The organism is Ureibacillus manganicus DSM 26584 (assembly GCF_000772945.1).
In the GTDB taxonomy this organism is placed as follows: Bacteria; Bacillota; Bacilli; order Bacillales_A; family Planococcaceae; genus Ureibacillus; species Ureibacillus manganicus.
Map to the genome: position 1 here is coordinate 1 of NZ_JPVN01000011.1, position 18,212 is coordinate 18,212.

Below are 18,212 nucleotides of genomic sequence, written 5' to 3' on the forward strand. Positions count from 1 at the left end.
AAAAAGACTGTAGGCAAACTCGAAATTTTCGAGTTTGTCTACAGTCTGACCAGAAGAAATGAATTTCTTCTGGTTTTTTCTTATTTATTATTAAGCACGTGATACGTAGGAACCGTCAGTTGTGTTGATGATTAGTTTATCGCCTTCATTCACAAAGAATGGTACGTTAACAACTAAACCTGTTTGTAATGTAGCAGGTTTAGATCCGCCTGTTGCAGTATCACCTTTAATACCAGGTTCAGTTGCTGTTACTTCTAGAACTACTGTATTTGGTAATTCAATACCTAACATTTCACCTTGGTACGTTTGAATGTGAACTTCCATATTTTCAAGAAGATACATTAATTCATCTTCAATTTGGTTTGCAGCAAGCTCAGTTTGTTCATATGATTCCATATCCATGAAAACATGTGAATCACCTTGTGCATATAAATATTGCATTTTACGGTTTTCAACCATTGCTTTTTCTACTTTTTCACCAGCACGGAAAGTTTTTTCTTGTACGTTTCCGTTACGTAAATTACGTAATTTCGAACGAACGAATGCTGCACCTTTACCTGGTTTAACGTGTTGGAAATCTAATACACGATATAGGTTACCGTCTACAATGATAGTAAGACCAGTACGAAATTCGTTTACTGAAATCATTAATATTCCTCCATTACAAAATAATTAGTTCTTTTTTCGAATGAGTTAATACTTCATTACCTGTTTCTGTAATTAGTATGTCATCTTCAATTCGAACGCCACCAATTCCAGGCAAATAAACTCCAGGTTCAATTGTTACAATCATATTTGGTTCTAATACTGTATTTGAGCGGAATGATAGTCCCGGTCCTTCATGAACTTCTAATCCAATTCCATGACCTGTTGAATGACCAAATGCTTCACCCAAACCTTTAGACTTTAAAAAATCGCGTGCAATTGCATCTGCTTCGATTCCAGTCATGTTAGGTCCAACGTTTTTAAGTGCTAACAGTTGTGCTTCTAACACTGCATCATACATATCAACTAATTGCTGTGAAGGCGTTCCAACCGCAATTGTACGAGTAATGTCTGAAACATAGCCATTATAGTATGCACCAAAATCTAATGTTACAAAATCACCCTTTTCTATCACCTTATCTGTTGCGACACCATGTGGTAGTGCACTGCGTAATCCACTAGCAACAATCGTATCAAAAGATGAAGAATCGGCACCTTGTTTTCTCATGAAAAATTCTAATTCATTCGATACCTCAAGCTCAGTCATTCCTGGCTTGATGACATTAAGAATATGTGTAAATGCATTATCTGCAATTTCACATGCAACCTTAATAATATTAATCTCTTCATTTGTCTTTATCAAGCGAATTTTTTCAATTAACCCAGAAAGAGGTATTAAATCCGCTTTAATTTTTGATTTATATTCTTCGTAAGAAGCAAATGTTACCGTATCTTTTTCAAATCCTAAAGATTTTATACCCATTTGTTCTACTTGAGATGCTATTTCATCACCAATAAGTTTTTCGTGTTTCACTATACGGAAATCTTTAATTTGTTTTTTTGCCTGTTCCGTATATCGGAAATCAGTAATAAAAACCGCATCATTTTGAGATACGATTGCTACACCTGCAGTTCCAGTAAATCCTGTAATATAACGACGGTTAAATTCACTAGTGATTAATAATGCATCAACGTTTTGATCTACTAAAGCACTTCTTAGTTTTTCTAATTTCGTCATAGTAAGTTTCCCCCATTTAGTTCTCTAAAAATTTTCTTAAAGCTAAATCGTATCCCAGTGTCCCTAATCCACATATCTGACCAACACATTCTGGTGCTAATAACGATGTGTGACGGAAAGTTTCTCGTTTATGTATATTGGATATGTGTACTTCAATGACAGGAACTTCAATTCCTGCAATAGCATCACGAAGTCCAATACTGGTATGTGTGTATGCACCAGGGTTGAATACAATACCATCAACACCAGTATCTTCTGCTTCATGAATCCAATCAATTAGAACACCTTCATGATTCGATTGTCTGAAATCTAGTGAGGCATTAAATTCATTAGAAAGTTTTAATAATCTTGCTTCAATATCTTCTAATGTCTCTTTTCCATATATTTCAGGCTCTCTTTTACCTAATCGATTTAGATTCGGTCCATTCAAAACTAAGATTTTCATCTCATTTCCCCCAATCAAACCATTAACCGCGGCGTATTGCACCCGCGAATATAGCGATAAATGGCACTTTTTGCGTAAATTCATTATTAAACATTGAAAAATCTGTGGCATTCACCATAAATTACTACTTTATTTTATCACAGTGTCTTCATACGGCAACTCATTTTGTTTTTCATTTGAATTCGCTTGAAAATGAAAACTTGCTGTCTCAAAAACAAATCTAGCTGTTACGATGACTGTGATCATAAATGGTACTGATAATTTTGTAAATGAATTCAATTCTGCAGGCAACTCAAAAATAAACCACTCTACAATTAATGCGATCAAACCACCAATCAGTAGTGATGATACAAAAGCAGGCACTAATACAACGTATTGCATAATCCAATAGAAAATAAAAATAATAATAAAAAGAATGATCCCTAAAAACAACCATTGGAAAAACCCGTGACTATTTTGAAGAATGTGAAATCTCTCAGTATAATCTAAAGGTTTCCATTGAATGAATTTAAATAGGGATAACCCACTCAATGCTAAAGTAAGAAAGATTGCCGCTGCAAGACTTGTGTATAATGCTGTTCTAAACATAGAAACACCTCATTTTTTTCTTATAGTTTCACCAAAACCTTAATTTCATATGCTTAGACGTAGTGCTTTTTATGAAAATTTAGTACAATGTAATAGTTACTATTTTTAGATTCTTGTAGAGAGTGGTGTACATATTGAGCAATAAAACACCTGTATATGGGGGACAAGCACTTTTAGAAGGTGTTATGTTCGGTGGAAAAGATCATACCGTTACAGCAATTCGTCGTAACGATGATTCAATTGAGTATTATTATGCAAAAAAAGAAAAGAAACCTTTACTTCAAAAGTTAAAGAAAATACCCTTCTTAAGAGGAAACATAGCTTTAATTGAATCTGCTGGGATTGGTGCAAAACATATGCAATTTTCAGGAGATCGTTACGATGTAAGTCCTGGAGAAGAAGAAGAAAATGTTCAAGAAATGTCAAAGCTGCAAATGATATTAGGTGTTGCGGTTGTTGGAGTTCTATCTTTTTTATTTGGAAAATTTGTGTTTACTTTGGTTCCAGTATTTATCGCTGAATTATTTAAAACTTGGATTCCAGATAAAACAGGACAGATACTACTTGAAACAGTTATTAAACTAATTTTACTTTTTGCTTACCTGTACTTCATTTCAATGATGCCAATTATTAAGCGGGTTTTCCAATACCACGGCGCAGAACATAAGGTCATCAATTGTTACGAAAACGGCTTAGATCTAACAGTCGAAAATGTACAAAAACAATCTCGCCTACATTATCGATGCGGGTCAAGTTTCATCTTATTTACAGTTATTGTCGGGATGTTTGTATATTTCTTTTTCCCAACAGATCCCCTTTGGTTACGTGTTGTGATTCGAGTATTATTAATTCCTGTCGTAATCGGAATCTCATTTGAAGTATTACAAGCGACGAATGCTGTAAGAGAAGTTCCTGTACTAAAGTATTTAGGCTATCCTGGTTTGTGGCTTCAATTATTAACAACAAAAGAACCAAAGGATGACATGGTTGAAGTATCAATCGCATCATTTAAGAAACTTCATGAAGTAGAAAAAAATCCTGAAATTGCAAAAGTTTTACATCACGATTAAGTTCAAAGAGAGTTTGGAAAGTTACCAAACTCTCTTTTTTATTTTTTTGTAATGGTATATTTACATTTTCCGGCAAATTAGATAAGATTTCGATATTACTTTTTATAGGGGATAGCATCATGGAATTAGATTTTTTCACTTGTATTATTCTTGTATTTTTTGGCTTTGTCGGCGCATTTATTAATGCTACTGTCGGGGGTGGTGGGTTAATAACATTGCCAGCATTGCTATCAGTAGGATTACCCCCTTCAGCAGCGATTGCAACCAATAAATTAGCAGCGACTATGGGGAATTTAACAAGCACTATCACTTTTTTTAAAGCAGGAAAAGTAGATTTAAAACTAATGGGGCCAATTGTTCCTTTTGTGTTTATCTTTTCCATGTTAGGGGCTTATACAGTACATTTAATAGATTCAAGTATTTTAACCCCCTTAATTATTGTCATGCTAATCGTAGTGCTAATTTTTACAGTTTTAAAGAAAAATTGGGGTTCTACTGATGCTCATAAACCATTCACATGGAAAACCGGTACTCTTTTTGTCGGGAGTTTATTGTTGTTAGGATTTTATGATGGATTTTTTGGACCAGGAACAGGGTCTTTTATCATTTTTGTGTTTCTCTTGATGGGGTTTGATTTTTTACAAGCTGCAGGAAATGCAAAATTATTAAACTTTGCTAGCAATATCGCAGCCCTCATTATGTTTTTAATATTAGGGGAAGTAGTATTCCTATATGGCTTAATTATGGGCGTTTCAATGATTGTTGGAGCGTTTATAGGGACGAAGTTTGCACTAAAAAAAGGGACTTCTTTTGTACGCATTTTGTTTATATTGATGACAATTGTATTGATTGTGAAAAATACATACGATTATTTTTGGGGTTAAAAAAGGGAGATGCTCTGTAAGTAATACTTTCAGAGCATCTCCCTATTATTTATTTTATAGACCGCATTTTAGTTGCGCACCACAGCTTGTACAAGTGTTACAACCACCTAATTCTTCGACTGTACCTTGACGACAAACTGGACACGTATTCCCTACTTCAGATCCAATTGTTACATTTGTAGTTTGAAGCGGAGCAATTGTATCAACTAATACAACTGGTTGCTTTTCTTTTATTTCTTCTTCTTTTAGCTCATCAAATGATAATTGCTCATCATGAGAAGATTCTGCTTTTAATGTAAGTACTTGTGTATCACGACTTCCATCGACATAAACAGTACCACCTTTTGCGCCACCTTTGTACAAACGTTCGTAAACTTTTTGTACTTGTTCTACAGTGTAGCCTTTCGGTGCATTAACAGTTTTAGAAATCGATGAATCTACCCAACGTTGGATGACACATTGCACATCAGCATGCGCTTCTGCAGATAATTCCATAGAAGATATGAACCAATTTGGTAGATTGTTTTCATCTGCTTCAGGATGACGATCTAAATATTCCCTTACAATTTCAGCCTTTACCTCAATAAACTTACCTAGGCGGCCTGAACGGTAATAAACGAACGAGAAATAAGGTTCAAGCCCTGTGGCAACTCCAACCATCGTCCCAGTCGATCCTGTGGGAGCAACTGTTAAAAGATGAGAGTTGCGAATGCCATTTTCAAGTACGCCTTGACGCACGTGTTCTGGCATTTTACTCATATAACCTGTGTTAATGAAAGCTTGTCTTAAACGATTTGTTTCTTCCTCCGTTTGACCTTGTAAGAATGGGAAGCTACCACGTTCTTTACCAAGTTCAATAGATGTTTCATAGGCAGTTACTGCAATCGTTTCAAAGATTTTATCTACAAGTTTGTTACCTTCTTCAGAACCATACTCTTTTTCACAGTAGATTAATAAGTCTGCCAGACCCATAACTCCAAGACCAACACGACGTTCCCCTAAAGCTTGTTTACGGTTTTCTTCTAAGAAGTAAGGTGTTGCTTCGATAACATTATCTTGCATACGTACGCCCGTACGTACTGTTTCTTTAAGGGCTTCGTAATCAACTGTTTGTTGATCTTTAATCGCGAATTGTGCTAAGTTTACAGCTGCTAAGTTACATACTGAAAACGGAGCGAGAGGTTGTTCACCACATGGATTTGTAGCAACCACTTTTTGCCCGTATGCACGAGCATTTGTCATGTCATTAGCATTATCAATGAAGAAAATACCTGGTTCCGCAGCATATGTGGCACAAACATTGATCAAATTCCAAAGTTCACGTGCACGAATTGTTCTATATGTGCGAACAGGATACCCAAGTTTTTCCCATTCTCTAACGTCCCCTACTTCGTGCCATTTTTCATTATATATAGCCATTTCCTCAGGTGTGTAGTTTGCTACATCAGGGAAACGAAGTTCATATTCTTCATCATTTTCTACTGCAGCCATAAACTCTTTTGTTAAAGTAACTGAGATATTAGCTCCAGTTAAGAACTCAGAGTTATGAACGCTGTAAGTTCCACCATCACGAAGTTTTTGTTCAGCTTCTTTTATGATAGCTTCGTTAAAGCCACCCAAGCCAGGAAAGTTCTTATAGTTTACAATACCTTGATACATTGCTTCTTCTTGAGCAGTAAAAGGTTTAAATTTTAATTTTTCTTGTGCTAGACGAGTGATTAGCTCTTCATTTGTATTTTCGATTAAATAACGCAAAATACGTGGATTTTGCATTTTCGAAATTATAAATTCAACAATATCAGGGTGCCAATCTGCCAGCATAATCATTTGAGCTCCGCGTCTAGACCCACCCTGTTCTACAAGATGTGTCAATTTAGCTATGTCATCTAGCCAAGATACAGAACCGCTTGATTTACCATTTACACCGCGCGCTAACGTGTTACGTGGACGAAGTGTTGAACCGTTCGTACCAACTCCGCCACCACGGCTCATGATTTCCATTACTTGCTTACGGTGATCACTAATACCTTCACGACTGTCAGGTACAAATGGCATAACATAACAGTTAAAGAATGTTACATCTGTTTGTGAACCAGCACCATATAGGACACGACCAGCTGGTACAAATTTCAATGAAACTAATTGTTCATAAAACTTATTGAACCATTTTTCTCGATCTTCTTCGTTTTTTTCAACAGAAGCAAGTCCTGTGGCATTACGTTTAGCAATTTGTTCATAGTATATTTCTAAAGGTTTTTCAATTACGTCTAGTGAACGTAGAATAACTCCCGTCTCTTGTTCATTAGGATGATCTAAAACGTGACGATATTCTTCTTCAATTAAAATTTCTGCTTTTTTTGTCTCAATATCAATCGATTGAATATATCCTAAACCACGTGCTGGAAACTTAGGATCTTCTTTAATCGTTAAAACTACAAAATCTCCAGCTTTTAACGTTTTCTTTTCCGTATCCTTAAAAGAATAACGGTCAATCATGACTAGTCTTGATACACCTTTGTGTGTAATATGCATATCTGGTGTAATTGGATGGACTTGAGGAAAGTTCTCAATATCTTTGTTTAGTTGATCTACGAGGATGGTTGCTTCTTTTGCATCTACCAATACCATCAGGCAGCCTCCCTTTTCTAAATTCTACATCTAGTATACTATCATCTCTCTACCAAACACAATATATTGTGTTATAGCATTTTATAGCAACACTAGATGTAGTAAAAATATTCACTTAGAAAAGATTACCTCATAAAATATTTCAATGCAAGGGGTTGATTTTTTTGAAAATGTTAAAAACCAATAAAATACAAGGATTGGAACTATTAAAAAATTTTTGTAAATATTTTATAACAAAAAGTAATATAATTTATTTTCTATAATTCCATTCATCTGACATATATTTTGATTCCTCTAAATGGTTTACATATATCTTTTGGTCATCGGTTAATTCATAAGGTATAAGCTCAATATCCAAAGAATCCTCAAAACCTTTTTTAAACGCTTCTATACATTGAGGAATGGTAATGTTTCGATCTGTTAATCGATTAATTGCTACAGCCTTTTCTGGTAACTGCAATCGCATCTTTTCTTTTGCTTCATCTGAAGAAAAATTAAATACTGAAAGCAATTTATCTTCGTCAAGGTCTAATAAAATCGCACCGTGTTGTAATATTACACCTTTTTGTCGAGTTTGCGCACTTCCTGCTACCTTCTTACCTTCGACAACTAGTTCGTACCAGCTTGGCGCATCGAAACAAACTTCACTTTTCGGTTTCTTTAAATCCATTAGTTTTTCCTCAGAATCAGGTATACTAAAATAAGCATTTAATCCTAAATTTTGAAATCCTAGTAGTAAACCTTCACTTAGTACACGATATGCTTCAGTAACAGTTGCAGGCATATTAGGGTAATCTTCCGTTACGATTATACTATAAGTAAGTTCGCTATCATGTAAAACTGCACGTCCTCCAGTTGGACGACGGACAAACCCTAAATTTTGCGACTTTACGGCATTCAAATTTATTGCTTTTTCTGCACTTTGAAAATAACCGATTGATAGAGTAGCTGGATTCCACTCATAAAATCGAATGACAGGTGGGATTTCACCTTTACTGTGAAATTCTAATAATGCTTCATCTAAAGCCATGTTATAAGATGGACGACTAGGACCAGAATTAATAAAATACCACTTCGTTTTCATATCTTCATCTCCTCACAATGTAATCTATTTTATCAAACTGATTGAACTATCGCTACTTTCTCTTTTATAATGGAGTAGAGATAGAAAGGAGAAATAATCTGTGCAAGTACTTTATACGATTGCGATTATACTTGTTGTAATAATTGTGTATGTAGTAGTAAATTCTTTACGCTTGAAAAAGGCGGTTTCGAACCTAACACAAGATCAGTTTATACAAGGATATCGAAAAGCCCAATTAATTGACGTTCGTGAAACGAAAGAGTTTGATGCTGGACATGTTCTTGGTGCCAGAAACATTCCTTCCACACAGCTTCGCCAACGTTACAAAGAAATCCGTCCTGATTTACCAGTATACTTATACTGCCAAAATTCTGGACGTAGTGCGAGAGCTGCACTATTCCTTAAGAAAAAAGGATACAATCAACTTTACCAGTTACAAGGTGGTTTCAAAACTTGGACAGGAAAGATTAAAACAAAAGCGTAGAATTGTTCAACGCTTAAATGGCTTGTATTAATGTTTATTAATACAAGTCTTTTTTTAATAAAAATAACACGTAATTAATAGAATCAAAATTCTACTATATAATAGAGGAAACTCTCGAAATTTAATTACTGCGATTAGTACTAAACTCTCAATTTCCAACTAAATTGCTCGCAAAATTTCAGTTAAAAAGTAAAAGGGCTGTTTTGAAAGTATAACTTTCAAGACGAGCCCTTTGTCATTTTACTATAATTTTTGATAACGTAAAACTGGAGTTCTCGCTGCTCGTGTCTCATCTAAACGACTTACAACCGTTGTATGAGGTGCTTCTTGAACGATTGAAGGGTTTTCTTCTGTTTCCTTTGCAATTTGAATCATTGCATCACAGAATGCATCTAACGTTTCTTTAGATTCAGTTTCCGTTGGTTCTATCATCATACCTTCTTCAACATTCAATGGGAAATAGATTGTTGGTGGATGATAGCCAAAGTCAAGCAAACGTTTTGCCATGTCTAATGTACGTACTCCCAATTTCTTTTGGCGACGACCAGATAATACAAATTCATGTTTACAATGACGGTTGTATGGAAGATCAAAATAAGGTTCTAAACGACGCATCATATAGTTTGCATTTAAAACGGCATATTCAGTTACTTCTTTTAGTCCTTCTGGCCCCATTGTACGGATGTAGGTATATGCACGAACATTAATACCGAAGTTACCGTAATATGGTTTTACACGTCCAATTGCTTGCGGACGGTCATAATCAAAGTGGAACGTACCATCTTCTTTTTTCACTAAAACAGGTTTTGGTAAGAATGGAATTAAATCCGCTTTAACCCCAACTGGACCTGAACCAGGGCCTCCTCCACCGTGTGGACCAGTGAATGTTTTGTGTAAGTTTAAGTGAACGCAGTCAAAGCCCATGTCACCAGGACGAGCCTTAGACATTACTGCATTTAAGTTCGCTCCGTCATAATACACTTTTCCACCAACACTATGAATAATGTCTGCCATCTCAATAATGTTTTCTTCAAATAAACCTAATGTATTTGGGTTTGTTAGCATAAGAGCAGCAGTATCTTCTCCAACAACTCGACGTAAATCATCAAGATCCACTAAACCATCTTCATTAGATTTTACTGTAATTGTTTCAAATCCAGCTACAGCAGCTGAAGCAGGATTCGTTCCGTGAGCAGAGTCAGGTACGATTACTTTATTACGGTGACCTTCACCATTTGCTTCATGGAATGCACGAATCATCATAAGAGCCGTCCATTCACCATGAGCACCTGCTGCTGGTTGTAAAGTTACTTCATCCATACCTGTGATCTCAACAAGAGATGTTTGTAGATTGTAAAGTAATTCCATTGCGCCTTGTACTGTAGACTCATCTTGTAAAGGATGGATATTAGCAAATCCAGAGATACGAGCTACATTTTCATTAATTTTCGGATTATATTTCATCGTACAAGAACCTAGTGGATAGAATCCAGAATCAACACCGTGGTTACGACGAGATAACGCTGTATAGTGACGCATAATATCAAGCTCTGCAACTTCTGGAAGTTCTGCAGCTTCTTCGCGAATTGATCCTTCAGGCAATAGTTCAGATAAGTCAATATCTTCAACATCTAACTCAGGTAAACTATAACCAACACGGCCTTCTTTTGTTAGTTCAAAAATTAGTGATTGGTTTTCGTTATGCATTGTAAGCCCCCATTTCCGCTACTAAGCTTTCAATTTCCTCTTTTGTACGTAATTCAGTTACTGCGATTAATACGTGGTTTTCTAGATCTGGATAAACACGACCTAAATCGAATCCACCAATAATACCTTTTTCCAATAAATTTTTATTTATTTCTTGAACAGATTTTTTCGTTTTCACAACAATTTCGTTAAAATGTGCACCTTGGAATGGAACTTCAAAACCAGCAGCTTCAAAAGCATTTTTTGCGAAACGAGTCTTTACAATATTTTGTTTAGCCATTTCTTGAACACCTTTTTTACCTAATGCAGTCATAGCAACAGATGAAGCAAGAGCTAGTAATGCTTGGTTTGAACAAATATTAGAAGTTGCTTTTTCACGACGAATGTGTTGCTCACGTGCCTGCAATGTTAATACAAATCCACGGCGCCCTTCTTGGTCTACCGTTTCACCTACTAAACGGCCAGGTACTTTACGCATTAATTGTTTTGTTGTTGCAAAATAACCACAGTAAGGTCCACCAAAGCTTTCAGGTATACCAAATGGCTGCGCATCTCCAACTGTAATATCCGCTCCAAGTTTTCCAGGTGGTGTTAAAATTCCTAAAGCTAGAGGGTTAGAAGATACAACAAATAGACCTTTTGCATCATGAGCTAGTTCACCAATTGTTTTAATATCTTCAATTTGACCAAAGAAGTTTGGATATTGTACCATCACTGCCGCAGTATCACTATCGAGTAATCCTTTTAACGATTCGATATCTGTTACTCCATCTTTTGTTGGAATAGTAACGACTTCAATTGATTGACCTTTTGCATAAGTTGCTACGACATCACGATATTCTGGGTGAATTGCTTCAGAAACTAAAAGCTTTTTACGTCTTGTATGAGCTGCTGCTAACATTCCAGCTTCAGCAAGAGACGTTCCTCCATCGTACATCGATGAATTGGCTAAATCCATACCAGTAAGTTCAGCAATCATTGTTTGGAACTCGAAAATAGCTTGTAATTCACCTTGTGAAATTTCTGGTTGATAAGGTGTATAAGCCGTATAAAATTCAGAACGTGAAATGACATGGTCCACAATGATTGGTTTATAGTGGTTATAAATACCAGCCCCTAAAAACGATACATTTGCATCTGTATCACTATTTTTAGCAGCAAGTTGTTTTAATTCTTTTAATAAAGCAGACTCTGATTTTGCTTTAGGAATGTTATATAAACCGTTGAAACGAACTTTTTCTGGAATATCTGAAAATAGTTCATCAATGCTATTAATGCCAATTGTCTCCAGCATTTCTTTTTTATCAATTTCCGTCATTGGAAGATAACGATGTGTCATATTTTTTAGACCCTCTTTCCTTTTATTTTGAGCGTTTATAAAAAGGTGTTGCCACAACTTTTGATTTTAGTTTTTTGTTACGAATTTCAATTTCTAGTTCAGTTTCTAGTTCTGTGAAATTAGAGTTTACTAGAGCATAACCGACATTTCTTTTTGTTGATGGCAATTGAGTACCTGTAGTAATTTCCCCTATTTCGACACCATCTTTAAATACTTTGTATCCATGACGAGGAATTCCTTTATCGATCATTTCGACACCAACAATTTTACGTGGTAATCCAGATTCCTTTTGTTCTGTTAGCGCTTCTTTTCCGATAAAATCACTTTCTTTTTGTAACTTCACAGCAAAACCTATGCCTGCTTCAAGAGGAGTGATATCTTTTGATAACTCCTGACCATATAATGGTAGACCAGCTTCAAATCTAAGGGTATCACGTGCTCCTAATCCAGCAGGTACAACCCCTTGTTCTTTACCCGCATCCAAAATCTTGTTCCATAAATCAACAATAGCTTCAGGAGCACCATAAAGTTCAAAGCCATCCTCACCAGTATACCCACTACGAGAAACAAGAACTTTATTACCCGATACATCCACTTGATCACGGAATTTGAAAGGTTTAATTTCTGAAAGATTTTCATTTGTCAACGTTTGTAAAACTTCTTCAGCTAATGGACCTTGTAGTGCTATTTGTGCAAATTCACTTGATTTATTTGTAATTGTTACTTCACCTTCACTGTGACTTAACATCCAATCAAAATCTTTTTCAATATTTGCAGCATTCACACATAATAAGTAACGGTTATCTTCAAGTTTGTAAACGATTAAATCATCTACCACTCCACCATTTTCATAGCACATTGCATTGTACTGAGCAGCACCAATTTGAATTTTTGAGATATCATTTGATAATAGTTTTTGTAGATAGTTTAGTGAATCATTGCCTTCCACAAATATTTCACCCATATGTGACACATCAAAAAGTCCCGCGCGATGACGTACTGCATCATGTTCTTCCTTTATTGATGAAAACTGAACAGGTAATTCCCAACCACCAAAATCAATCGTTTTCCCACCATATTTTGCATATTCATCAAATAATGGCGTTCGCTTTAAATTGGTTTCCATATTATCTCCCCTTACAAAATAATTTTAAATTCCTATAAAACTAATTGAGGGACCATAAAAAAAGACAGAAGAATCCCTCAGTTACTGAGAAATCCCCTGTCCTTGCACCTGAAAGTTACACCTATTCCTATGAGATAAATTAGGTTTATATAGGCTTTCCTCGTTGGTGGCTGTTATGTTGATTGATAACAATAATCAATAATATTATAATAACAGCGCTCTCCAGAGACGCGTCCTGTACGAGTCTTTTTGCCTGAGAGATTCATAGCTAAACTACTTGCTCCTTCGGCGACGTTTTTTTATCTTCACTACAAATATGTACCCATTAATTACTAAGAACATTCTCTTAACATTAAGGGATTCGTAGGATGCATTATGCTTAGCATAACTTGTTCACGTTCTCTCCACGTACATTCATCCGCACAGTATTTAAAATTCAATGTTCAAAATACTATTTACAGCTATATCCTAACATTACATTAGGTAAAAAGACAATCCTTTTATAAAAATAAAGCAAAAGACGAATATTACTTAGAATTTTATCGATTTCATTCGCCTTTAAGTCTATTAACCTGGAATGCAATATATTCAACAATTTGCCTAATACTTCTATTTTCGGTTAATACTCTAATGTGCCCTGCGGATCTATAAAATTTTCTTCTATAGAAGAATAATTGCTCCAATTCATTTTTTGTGGATTTTTGAACAATTGGTCGATTTTTATCATTTTTTATTCTTAGGTATATATCGTCAAAAATAGCGTCAAGAAAAAATACTAACCCAGTTTTCCGCATAATTTTCCGATTTTCTTCATTGAGTGCAACACCACCACCAGTTGAAATGATACATGCCTCGTCTCGGAAATTACGCAAAAAATCGGTTTCAATCTTTCTAAAGTATTCCTCGCCGTATTTTTCAAATATTTCAGGAATTGACATCCCTTGCTGTTTAACGATTTCTCGATCCATATCGTAATAAGGTAGCTTTAGGAAAAAGCTTAATCTTCGCCCAATTACACTTTTTCCACTACCCATGAATCCAACTAAATAAATTTTTCGCATGTTTCCACCTACTTTGCTACAAAAGACTTAATTTCTATTTATTTCTGCTAGTAAGTTTATCGTAGCACGAACATTGACGAATTCCAATTGATTATAAATATTTATTTGGGATTGATATGATTGAATATAGTAACTAAAAAAAGTAAGGGAAACAAATAGCAAAAGTATTCCTAACAAAAAACTACTACCCTTTTCATTTTGAATGTATTTGAACAAAAAATGTTCTCTCCTTTACTTTGCCGTCTGGAAATCTAACGATCATCTTTAAGTCATTCCCTTGTATTTCAAACTTTAAATTTTGTATACCTATCAACATTGGTACGTTTCCTAAATGTCTAACTTGTTTTCTAATAACATCAGTTAGTTGACCGATTTGAATGCTGGCACTGTCATCGATATAAGTTAGTTCAATTTTATCTTGATGTCCTGTAACTTTTATTTCTTTAATATTAACTAGATAATTTTGAAAGTCGTTTATAAATATCTCCCACATTGTATGTTCAGCTGTTAAATAAATATCATTTTGTTTTTGAATCCATAGAAAAATAATTATAATTAATTGTGAAAAAAGTAGAAAAACAACCAATTGATATAACGCTTCAAGTATTGTATATCCACGTTCTAAATGAGCCCATTTTGAGTGAAACATTTCATTTCAACCTCTTTAAATAATTGATAATTCACACAAAGCTTTTGTCCATCGAATGACCACTGAAAATTATTATCGTCAATTTTAACAGAACCAGCGTTTATACCTTTGTCTTTAATTTGTTTTGCTGCATTATAGGCAACTTCTGATACATGTAAATCTAGTTTTTTTATAAATAGTGATTCATAAAGTTTTGAGCTTAATGGTATTAGGAAACCTGTTAAAACAAGGATAATTGCAACGGTTAGTAAAGTTTCAACAAATGAAATTCCTTTATTGTTCAATTATTCTTAACCTTCCTTTTTCAATATTCAAAATTATTTCATGACGTCCATTAGGCGAGAAGAACACTAATTTTCCAAAATGTGCGATATCCCCATACTTATTAAAACTAATTCTTCTAATAGTGCTATTTTCAAAGAAAGTAATTCCTTCTGGAAGCCACTTCTCAAATGTGGGATTTAAATATTCGTTTTGTAAAAAACCCTTATAGGAGTTATCATCATAAAATTCAATAACAGTATAGATGTGTTCTTTCATGGCTAACGTTTGCATTTGTTGAATATCAAGTGAAACCTGAGCAATAAATTGATCGATAGCAATCTTTTCAAAAGTCCTTAGAGTTAATTGTGATATTATGGCGCAAACTATGAGAAGGATGAACAAAACAATTAACATCTCAATGAACGTAAAACCACGCTGATTATTTAAACTATTCAATTGTCTACATTCACACCTTACATTTACAAACTATTATGATATTTATCTTCAATCCTGATTCGGCTCATCATTTTTTTCAACAACGTCAACCTTACCATCAACAATAATAATTGAACGACCATCTGGACACTTTGCATCTTTATCTTTTATAAACCCACCTGTTGCTAATTCCTCTAAGGTTGGATAATTATGAAAATCTATTTTATATGCCTCAACTTGTCCTTGAACCATATTTACAAAAGCTTCACAACCTTTTGAATCAATTGAGGCGAAATGTTTAGTTACATTGGGAATGGTAACAATTATTAAAACTGAAATAATCAATAACACTATTAACATTTCTACTAAAGTAAAACCCTTTTGATTTTTCACCATTGTTTATGCTCCTTTATTATATAATTTCAATTATGTTATACATTGGAAGTAGAATACTAAGATAAGCGGCAATAATCGCTAACGCAATTAAGATAAAGAATAGTGGTTGTACAAATGATAGTCCGGTCTTTAATGTGGAGTGCAATTTTTCTTCTAATAAATCACTATAAATAATCATTTCTTTTCCTAAATAACCGCTTTTTTCCCCATGTTTAATGAAGTCCTGGAATTTAGGGAAAAAGTATCCTGATAATTGAACCGCACTTGAAAAGGAATCACCGTAAATAATCTTATTTTCAATACTTGTTGCTAAAAAATTTAAATATTTATTTAGCTGCTGTTCTTTTAATATTTCTAATGTTTGTTGCAAGGAAAAACCTCCGATTAACAAACTTCCTATCATTCTTGAAAACTGCCTCGTTATATGCATTTTAAAAAAGTAACCTATTATCGGAATAGTAGTGAGAATTTCTAATTGGAGATGAATAGGTTGTTTTTTAATTTTCAAAATAATAAAGGCACTAAGAACTGTAATAAGTATCAGACAACCGATCAGTATTTCAGGGAAATATAAAAATACTTTAGAAATAGTAAAATTTGAATTATCATTTGGTGTTCGCGAATTTACAATTTGTTCAATGTTTGGCATAAAGTAAGTTCTAAATCCAACAAAAATGGCAGCTAAAAATAGAAGTAAAAAAATTGGATAAACAAGTAACTTTGTCAATTTCTTTTTGAGTTTTTCATGAAAATCCATTTGTTGAGCAATTAAATTTAAAGTTTTTGCCAAATCACCATTTGCTTCAGCTATTTGAATTGAAATTAAATATTGCTCTGGAATAGAGAAACTTTTAAAAATTGAAATGATGTTATCACCATTCCTCAATTTATCTTCAATCATTTTGTACCAATAATCGTTATGATCAACATGATATGGCAAAAGTATATGAATCGAATCGGAAAGAGTATATCCTTCATCTAATAGAGTGCTCATCCTCTGTAAGAATGAAGGAAGATCTCTCAGCCTTTCCATTCTTCTTTTTATTTGTTTGCTAATACTAAATACTTTTTGAAACAAGTTGTTTTTTCACCATCCTAATTGACTCCATTTGATATATGAGTGTATCAAAATTTGGTAGATTATAGGGTTGACCGCGCATTGTTGCTAAAATAGCCTCATAAAGAAAACTATCACTTAAAATTTCATATACTGCTTTTCTTTTATCCTGTTCAACTTCAACTAAGCACTGGGCAACTATTCCCACTAGTGCTTGTCTAATTTCTTCAATAGTGATGCCTAAATCCATTAATCGATAAATACAATTCACCGAATCCTTAGCATGAATCGTTGATAGTACTAGATGACCAGTAAGGCTTGCTTCAATGGCAATCTTAGCTGTTTCATGATCCCTAATTTCACCAATCATAATCACGTCCGGCGAATGTCTTAAAATTGCTCTTAGTCCAGCTGCATATGTAACTCCTGCACGCTCGTTCACTTGAATTTGAAGTAAATTTTCCTGACTGTTTTCTACTGGATCTTCTAAAGAAATAACATGACGAGATAATACTTGACTACTGTAATTTATTAATGAATACATCGACGTTGTCTTGCCAGACCCAGTCGCACCACAAAACAATAGTAACCCTTGTCTATTTGATATAAGACTTATTAATTTTTCAGCTGATTTCTGGTGATAGCAAAGTGAGGAAATTGGATGTGTAGCATTTTGCAACATAAGACGAATGACGAGGCTTTCCCTTTGGAAGACTGATGGCAATGTAGATACTCGAAAAGCGTATTGCTTCTGTTGCATTTCCTTTTGAAAGGAACCACTTTGAGGCTTTCTTTTTTCACTTATATCTAACAAGGATAAAAATTTAAAATAGGATATCATTCTAGTTCCTAAATCTAAAGAAATTTCCCCAGCATTAAATAATTTTCCATATTTTCGAAAATGGATTGAATAATTGTTACTTGTCGGCACTATATGAATATCCGATGCACCAAACATTATTGCTTTCAATAATAGTTGTTCACTTCTATTTTCTACTACAATTTCTACATTCACACTTCAACACCTCAATAATGATAGATTTTTCGACCGCGATTATTTAGCAATAGTATAATTTGAAATATTTAAATATTAAATCCTTTTTCCCAACATATTTGTTTGACTAAAATAATATAGTTCAAACTAGATTTTTAAGCCGTAAGTACACATCATTTTGATATTTACCCGTTAAATCTACTTTTTGAAGATATTTCTATAATTGAAATTTATTATTTAATTCCCTATCATTTCATATTTAGAACATATAAAATGGA

Annotated in this window: 19 protein-coding genes and 1 riboswitch; of the genes, 3 read left to right on the top strand and 16 right to left on the bottom strand. The window is 34.2% G+C overall.

Translation table 11 applies throughout. The features are described 5' to 3' along the window. Positions 1-90: 90 nt before the first annotated feature. The 4 genes from efp to CD29_RS09995 form a co-directional block, all read right to left on the bottom strand. Entirely contained in the window at positions 91-648 is a 558-nt protein-coding gene (efp, locus tag CD29_RS09980) for an elongation factor P (protein ID WP_036186116.1), read from the bottom strand. A gap of 13 nt (positions 649-661) precedes the next feature. After that, on the bottom strand, positions 662-1,723 hold the full coding sequence (locus CD29_RS09985) for a M24 family metallopeptidase (RefSeq protein WP_036186118.1): 1,062 nt from the start codon (positions 1,721-1,723) through the stop codon (positions 662-664). 16 nt (positions 1,724-1,739) lie between these two features. Continuing rightward, complete coding sequence (gene aroQ / locus CD29_RS09990; protein WP_036186120.1) at positions 1,740-2,168, bottom strand: type II 3-dehydroquinate dehydratase; 429 nt, start codon at positions 2,166-2,168, stop codon at positions 1,740-1,742. Between the two features lie 129 nt (positions 2,169-2,297). Further along, positions 2,298-2,756 (bottom strand): hypothetical protein, encoded by a 459-nt coding sequence (locus CD29_RS09995; RefSeq protein ID WP_036186123.1) that lies wholly within the window; start codon positions 2,754-2,756, stop codon positions 2,298-2,300. Between the two features lie 134 nt (positions 2,757-2,890). Here CD29_RS09995 and CD29_RS10000 point away from each other — a divergent pair, with 134 nt between their 5' ends. Continuing rightward, complete coding sequence (locus CD29_RS10000) at positions 2,891-3,826, top strand: DUF1385 domain-containing protein (RefSeq protein ID WP_036186125.1); 936 nt, start codon at positions 2,891-2,893, stop codon at positions 3,824-3,826. 119 nt (positions 3,827-3,945) lie between these two features. Then, positions 3,946-4,710, top strand: a complete 765-nt coding sequence (locus CD29_RS10005; RefSeq protein WP_036186126.1) for a TSUP family transporter — start codon at positions 3,946-3,948, stop codon at positions 4,708-4,710. A gap of 54 nt (positions 4,711-4,764) precedes the next feature. On the opposite strand, the gene CD29_RS10010 is transcribed toward CD29_RS10005, so the two are convergent. Both CD29_RS10010 and CD29_RS10015 read right to left on the bottom strand, forming a co-directional pair. Further along, on the bottom strand, positions 4,765-7,338 hold the full coding sequence (locus CD29_RS10010; protein WP_036186128.1) for a vitamin B12-dependent ribonucleotide reductase: 2,574 nt from the start codon (positions 7,336-7,338) through the stop codon (positions 4,765-4,767). A gap of 250 nt (positions 7,339-7,588) precedes the next feature. Next, positions 7,589-8,422 carry a lipoate--protein ligase family protein gene (locus CD29_RS10015; RefSeq protein WP_036186130.1) on the bottom strand — a complete coding sequence of 278 codons (834 nt, stop codon included), beginning with the start codon at positions 8,420-8,422 and terminating at the stop codon, positions 7,589-7,591. Between the two features lie 100 nt (positions 8,423-8,522). Here CD29_RS10015 and CD29_RS10020 point away from each other — a divergent pair, with 100 nt between their 5' ends. Continuing rightward, positions 8,523-8,906 (top strand): rhodanese-like domain-containing protein, encoded by a 384-nt coding sequence (locus CD29_RS10020; protein ID WP_036186132.1) that lies wholly within the window; start codon positions 8,523-8,525, stop codon positions 8,904-8,906. Between the two features lie 243 nt (positions 8,907-9,149). Here CD29_RS10020 and gcvPB read toward each other — a convergent pair whose 3' ends face one another. From gcvPB to comGA, 10 genes are all read right to left on the bottom strand, one after another. Continuing rightward, positions 9,150-10,613, bottom strand: a complete 1,464-nt coding sequence (gene gcvPB / locus CD29_RS10025; protein ID WP_036186134.1) for an aminomethyl-transferring glycine dehydrogenase subunit GcvPB — start codon at positions 10,611-10,613, stop codon at positions 9,150-9,152. Further along, positions 10,606-11,952, bottom strand: a complete 1,347-nt coding sequence (gene gcvPA / locus CD29_RS10030; RefSeq protein WP_036186136.1) for an aminomethyl-transferring glycine dehydrogenase subunit GcvPA — start codon at positions 11,950-11,952, stop codon at positions 10,606-10,608. Before gcvPA ends, gcvPB begins: the two co-directional genes overlap by 8 nt. Positions 11,953-11,974: 22 nt before the next feature. Then, positions 11,975-13,078, bottom strand: a complete 1,104-nt coding sequence (gene gcvT, locus CD29_RS10035; RefSeq protein WP_036186138.1) for a glycine cleavage system aminomethyltransferase GcvT — start codon at positions 13,076-13,078, stop codon at positions 11,975-11,977. A 231-nt stretch (positions 13,079-13,309) separates the two neighbouring features. Further along, a riboswitch (glycine riboswitch) is annotated at positions 13,310-13,396 on the bottom strand. Positions 13,397-13,626: 230 nt separating this feature from the next. Then, positions 13,627-14,139, bottom strand: coding sequence for a shikimate kinase (locus tag CD29_RS10040; protein WP_036186140.1), 513 nt, complete (start codon positions 14,137-14,139; stop codon positions 13,627-13,629). Between the two features lie 193 nt (positions 14,140-14,332). Continuing rightward, on the bottom strand, positions 14,333-14,788 hold the full coding sequence (gene comGF / locus CD29_RS10050; RefSeq protein WP_036186146.1) for a competence type IV pilus minor pilin ComGF: 456 nt from the start codon (positions 14,786-14,788) through the stop codon (positions 14,333-14,335). Then, the gene (locus CD29_RS10055) at positions 14,761-15,072 is read right to left on the bottom strand and encodes a hypothetical protein (protein ID WP_052124111.1); all 312 of its coding nucleotides are present in this window, start codon (positions 15,070-15,072) and stop codon (positions 14,761-14,763) included. Before CD29_RS10055 ends, comGF begins: the two co-directional genes overlap by 28 nt. Next, the gene (gene comGD, locus CD29_RS10060; RefSeq protein WP_036186148.1) at positions 15,062-15,508 is read right to left on the bottom strand and encodes a competence type IV pilus minor pilin ComGD; all 447 of its coding nucleotides are present in this window, start codon (positions 15,506-15,508) and stop codon (positions 15,062-15,064) included. The genes CD29_RS10055 and comGD overlap by 11 nt, the downstream gene beginning before the upstream one ends. A gap of 48 nt (positions 15,509-15,556) precedes the next feature. Then, on the bottom strand, positions 15,557-15,883 hold the full coding sequence (gene comGC, locus CD29_RS10065; RefSeq protein WP_197061754.1) for a competence type IV pilus major pilin ComGC: 327 nt from the start codon (positions 15,881-15,883) through the stop codon (positions 15,557-15,559). A gap of 16 nt (positions 15,884-15,899) precedes the next feature. Then, positions 15,900-16,916, bottom strand: a complete 1,017-nt coding sequence (gene comGB / locus CD29_RS10070) for a competence type IV pilus assembly protein ComGB (protein WP_268870984.1) — start codon at positions 16,914-16,916, stop codon at positions 15,900-15,902. A gap of 25 nt (positions 16,917-16,941) precedes the next feature. After that, entirely contained in the window at positions 16,942-17,955 is a 1,014-nt protein-coding gene (gene comGA / locus CD29_RS10075; protein ID WP_036186150.1) for a competence type IV pilus ATPase ComGA, read from the bottom strand. Between the last annotated feature and the right edge of the window lie 257 nt (positions 17,956-18,212).

What these genes read in the sequence shown, in the direction of transcription:
- CD29_RS09985 (WP_036186118.1), bottom strand. Translation starts at nt 1,723, where the DNA reads ATGACGAAATTAGAAAAACTAAGAAGTGCTTTAGTAGATCAAAACGTT.
- CD29_RS10015 (WP_036186130.1), bottom strand. Translation starts at nt 8,422, where the DNA reads ATGAAAACGAAGTGGTATTTTATTAATTCTGGTCCTAGTCGTCCATCT.
- comGB (WP_268870984.1), bottom strand. Translation starts at nt 16,916, where the DNA reads ATGGAAAGGCTGAGAGATCTTCCTTCATTCTTACAGAGGATGAGCACT.
- CD29_RS09995 (WP_036186123.1), bottom strand. Translation starts at nt 2,756, where the DNA reads ATGTTTAGAACAGCATTATACACAAGTCTTGCAGCGGCAATCTTTCTT.
- CD29_RS10010 (WP_036186128.1), bottom strand. Translation starts at nt 7,338, where the DNA reads ATGGTATTGGTAGATGCAAAAGAAGCAACCATCCTCGTAGATCAACTA.
- aroQ (WP_036186120.1), bottom strand. Translation starts at nt 2,168, where the DNA reads ATGAAAATCTTAGTTTTGAATGGACCGAATCTAAATCGATTAGGTAAA.
- gcvPB (WP_036186134.1), bottom strand. Translation starts at nt 10,613, where the DNA reads ATGCATAACGAAAACCAATCACTAATTTTTGAACTAACAAAAGAAGGC.
- gcvPA (WP_036186136.1), bottom strand. Translation starts at nt 11,952, where the DNA reads ATGACACATCGTTATCTTCCAATGACGGAAATTGATAAAAAAGAAATG.
- gcvT (WP_036186138.1), bottom strand. Translation starts at nt 13,078, where the DNA reads ATGGAAACCAATTTAAAGCGAACGCCATTATTTGATGAATATGCAAAA.
- comGC (WP_197061754.1), bottom strand. Translation starts at nt 15,883, where the DNA reads ATGGTGAAAAATCAAAAGGGTTTTACTTTAGTAGAAATGTTAATAGTG.
- comGF (WP_036186146.1), bottom strand. Translation starts at nt 14,788, where the DNA reads ATGTTTCACTCAAAATGGGCTCATTTAGAACGTGGATATACAATACTT.
- CD29_RS10040 (WP_036186140.1), bottom strand. Translation starts at nt 14,139, where the DNA reads ATGCGAAAAATTTATTTAGTTGGATTCATGGGTAGTGGAAAAAGTGTA.
- CD29_RS10005 (WP_036186126.1), top strand. Translation starts at nt 3,946, where the DNA reads ATGGAATTAGATTTTTTCACTTGTATTATTCTTGTATTTTTTGGCTTT.
- efp (WP_036186116.1), bottom strand. Translation starts at nt 648, where the DNA reads ATGATTTCAGTAAACGAATTTCGTACTGGTCTTACTATCATTGTAGAC.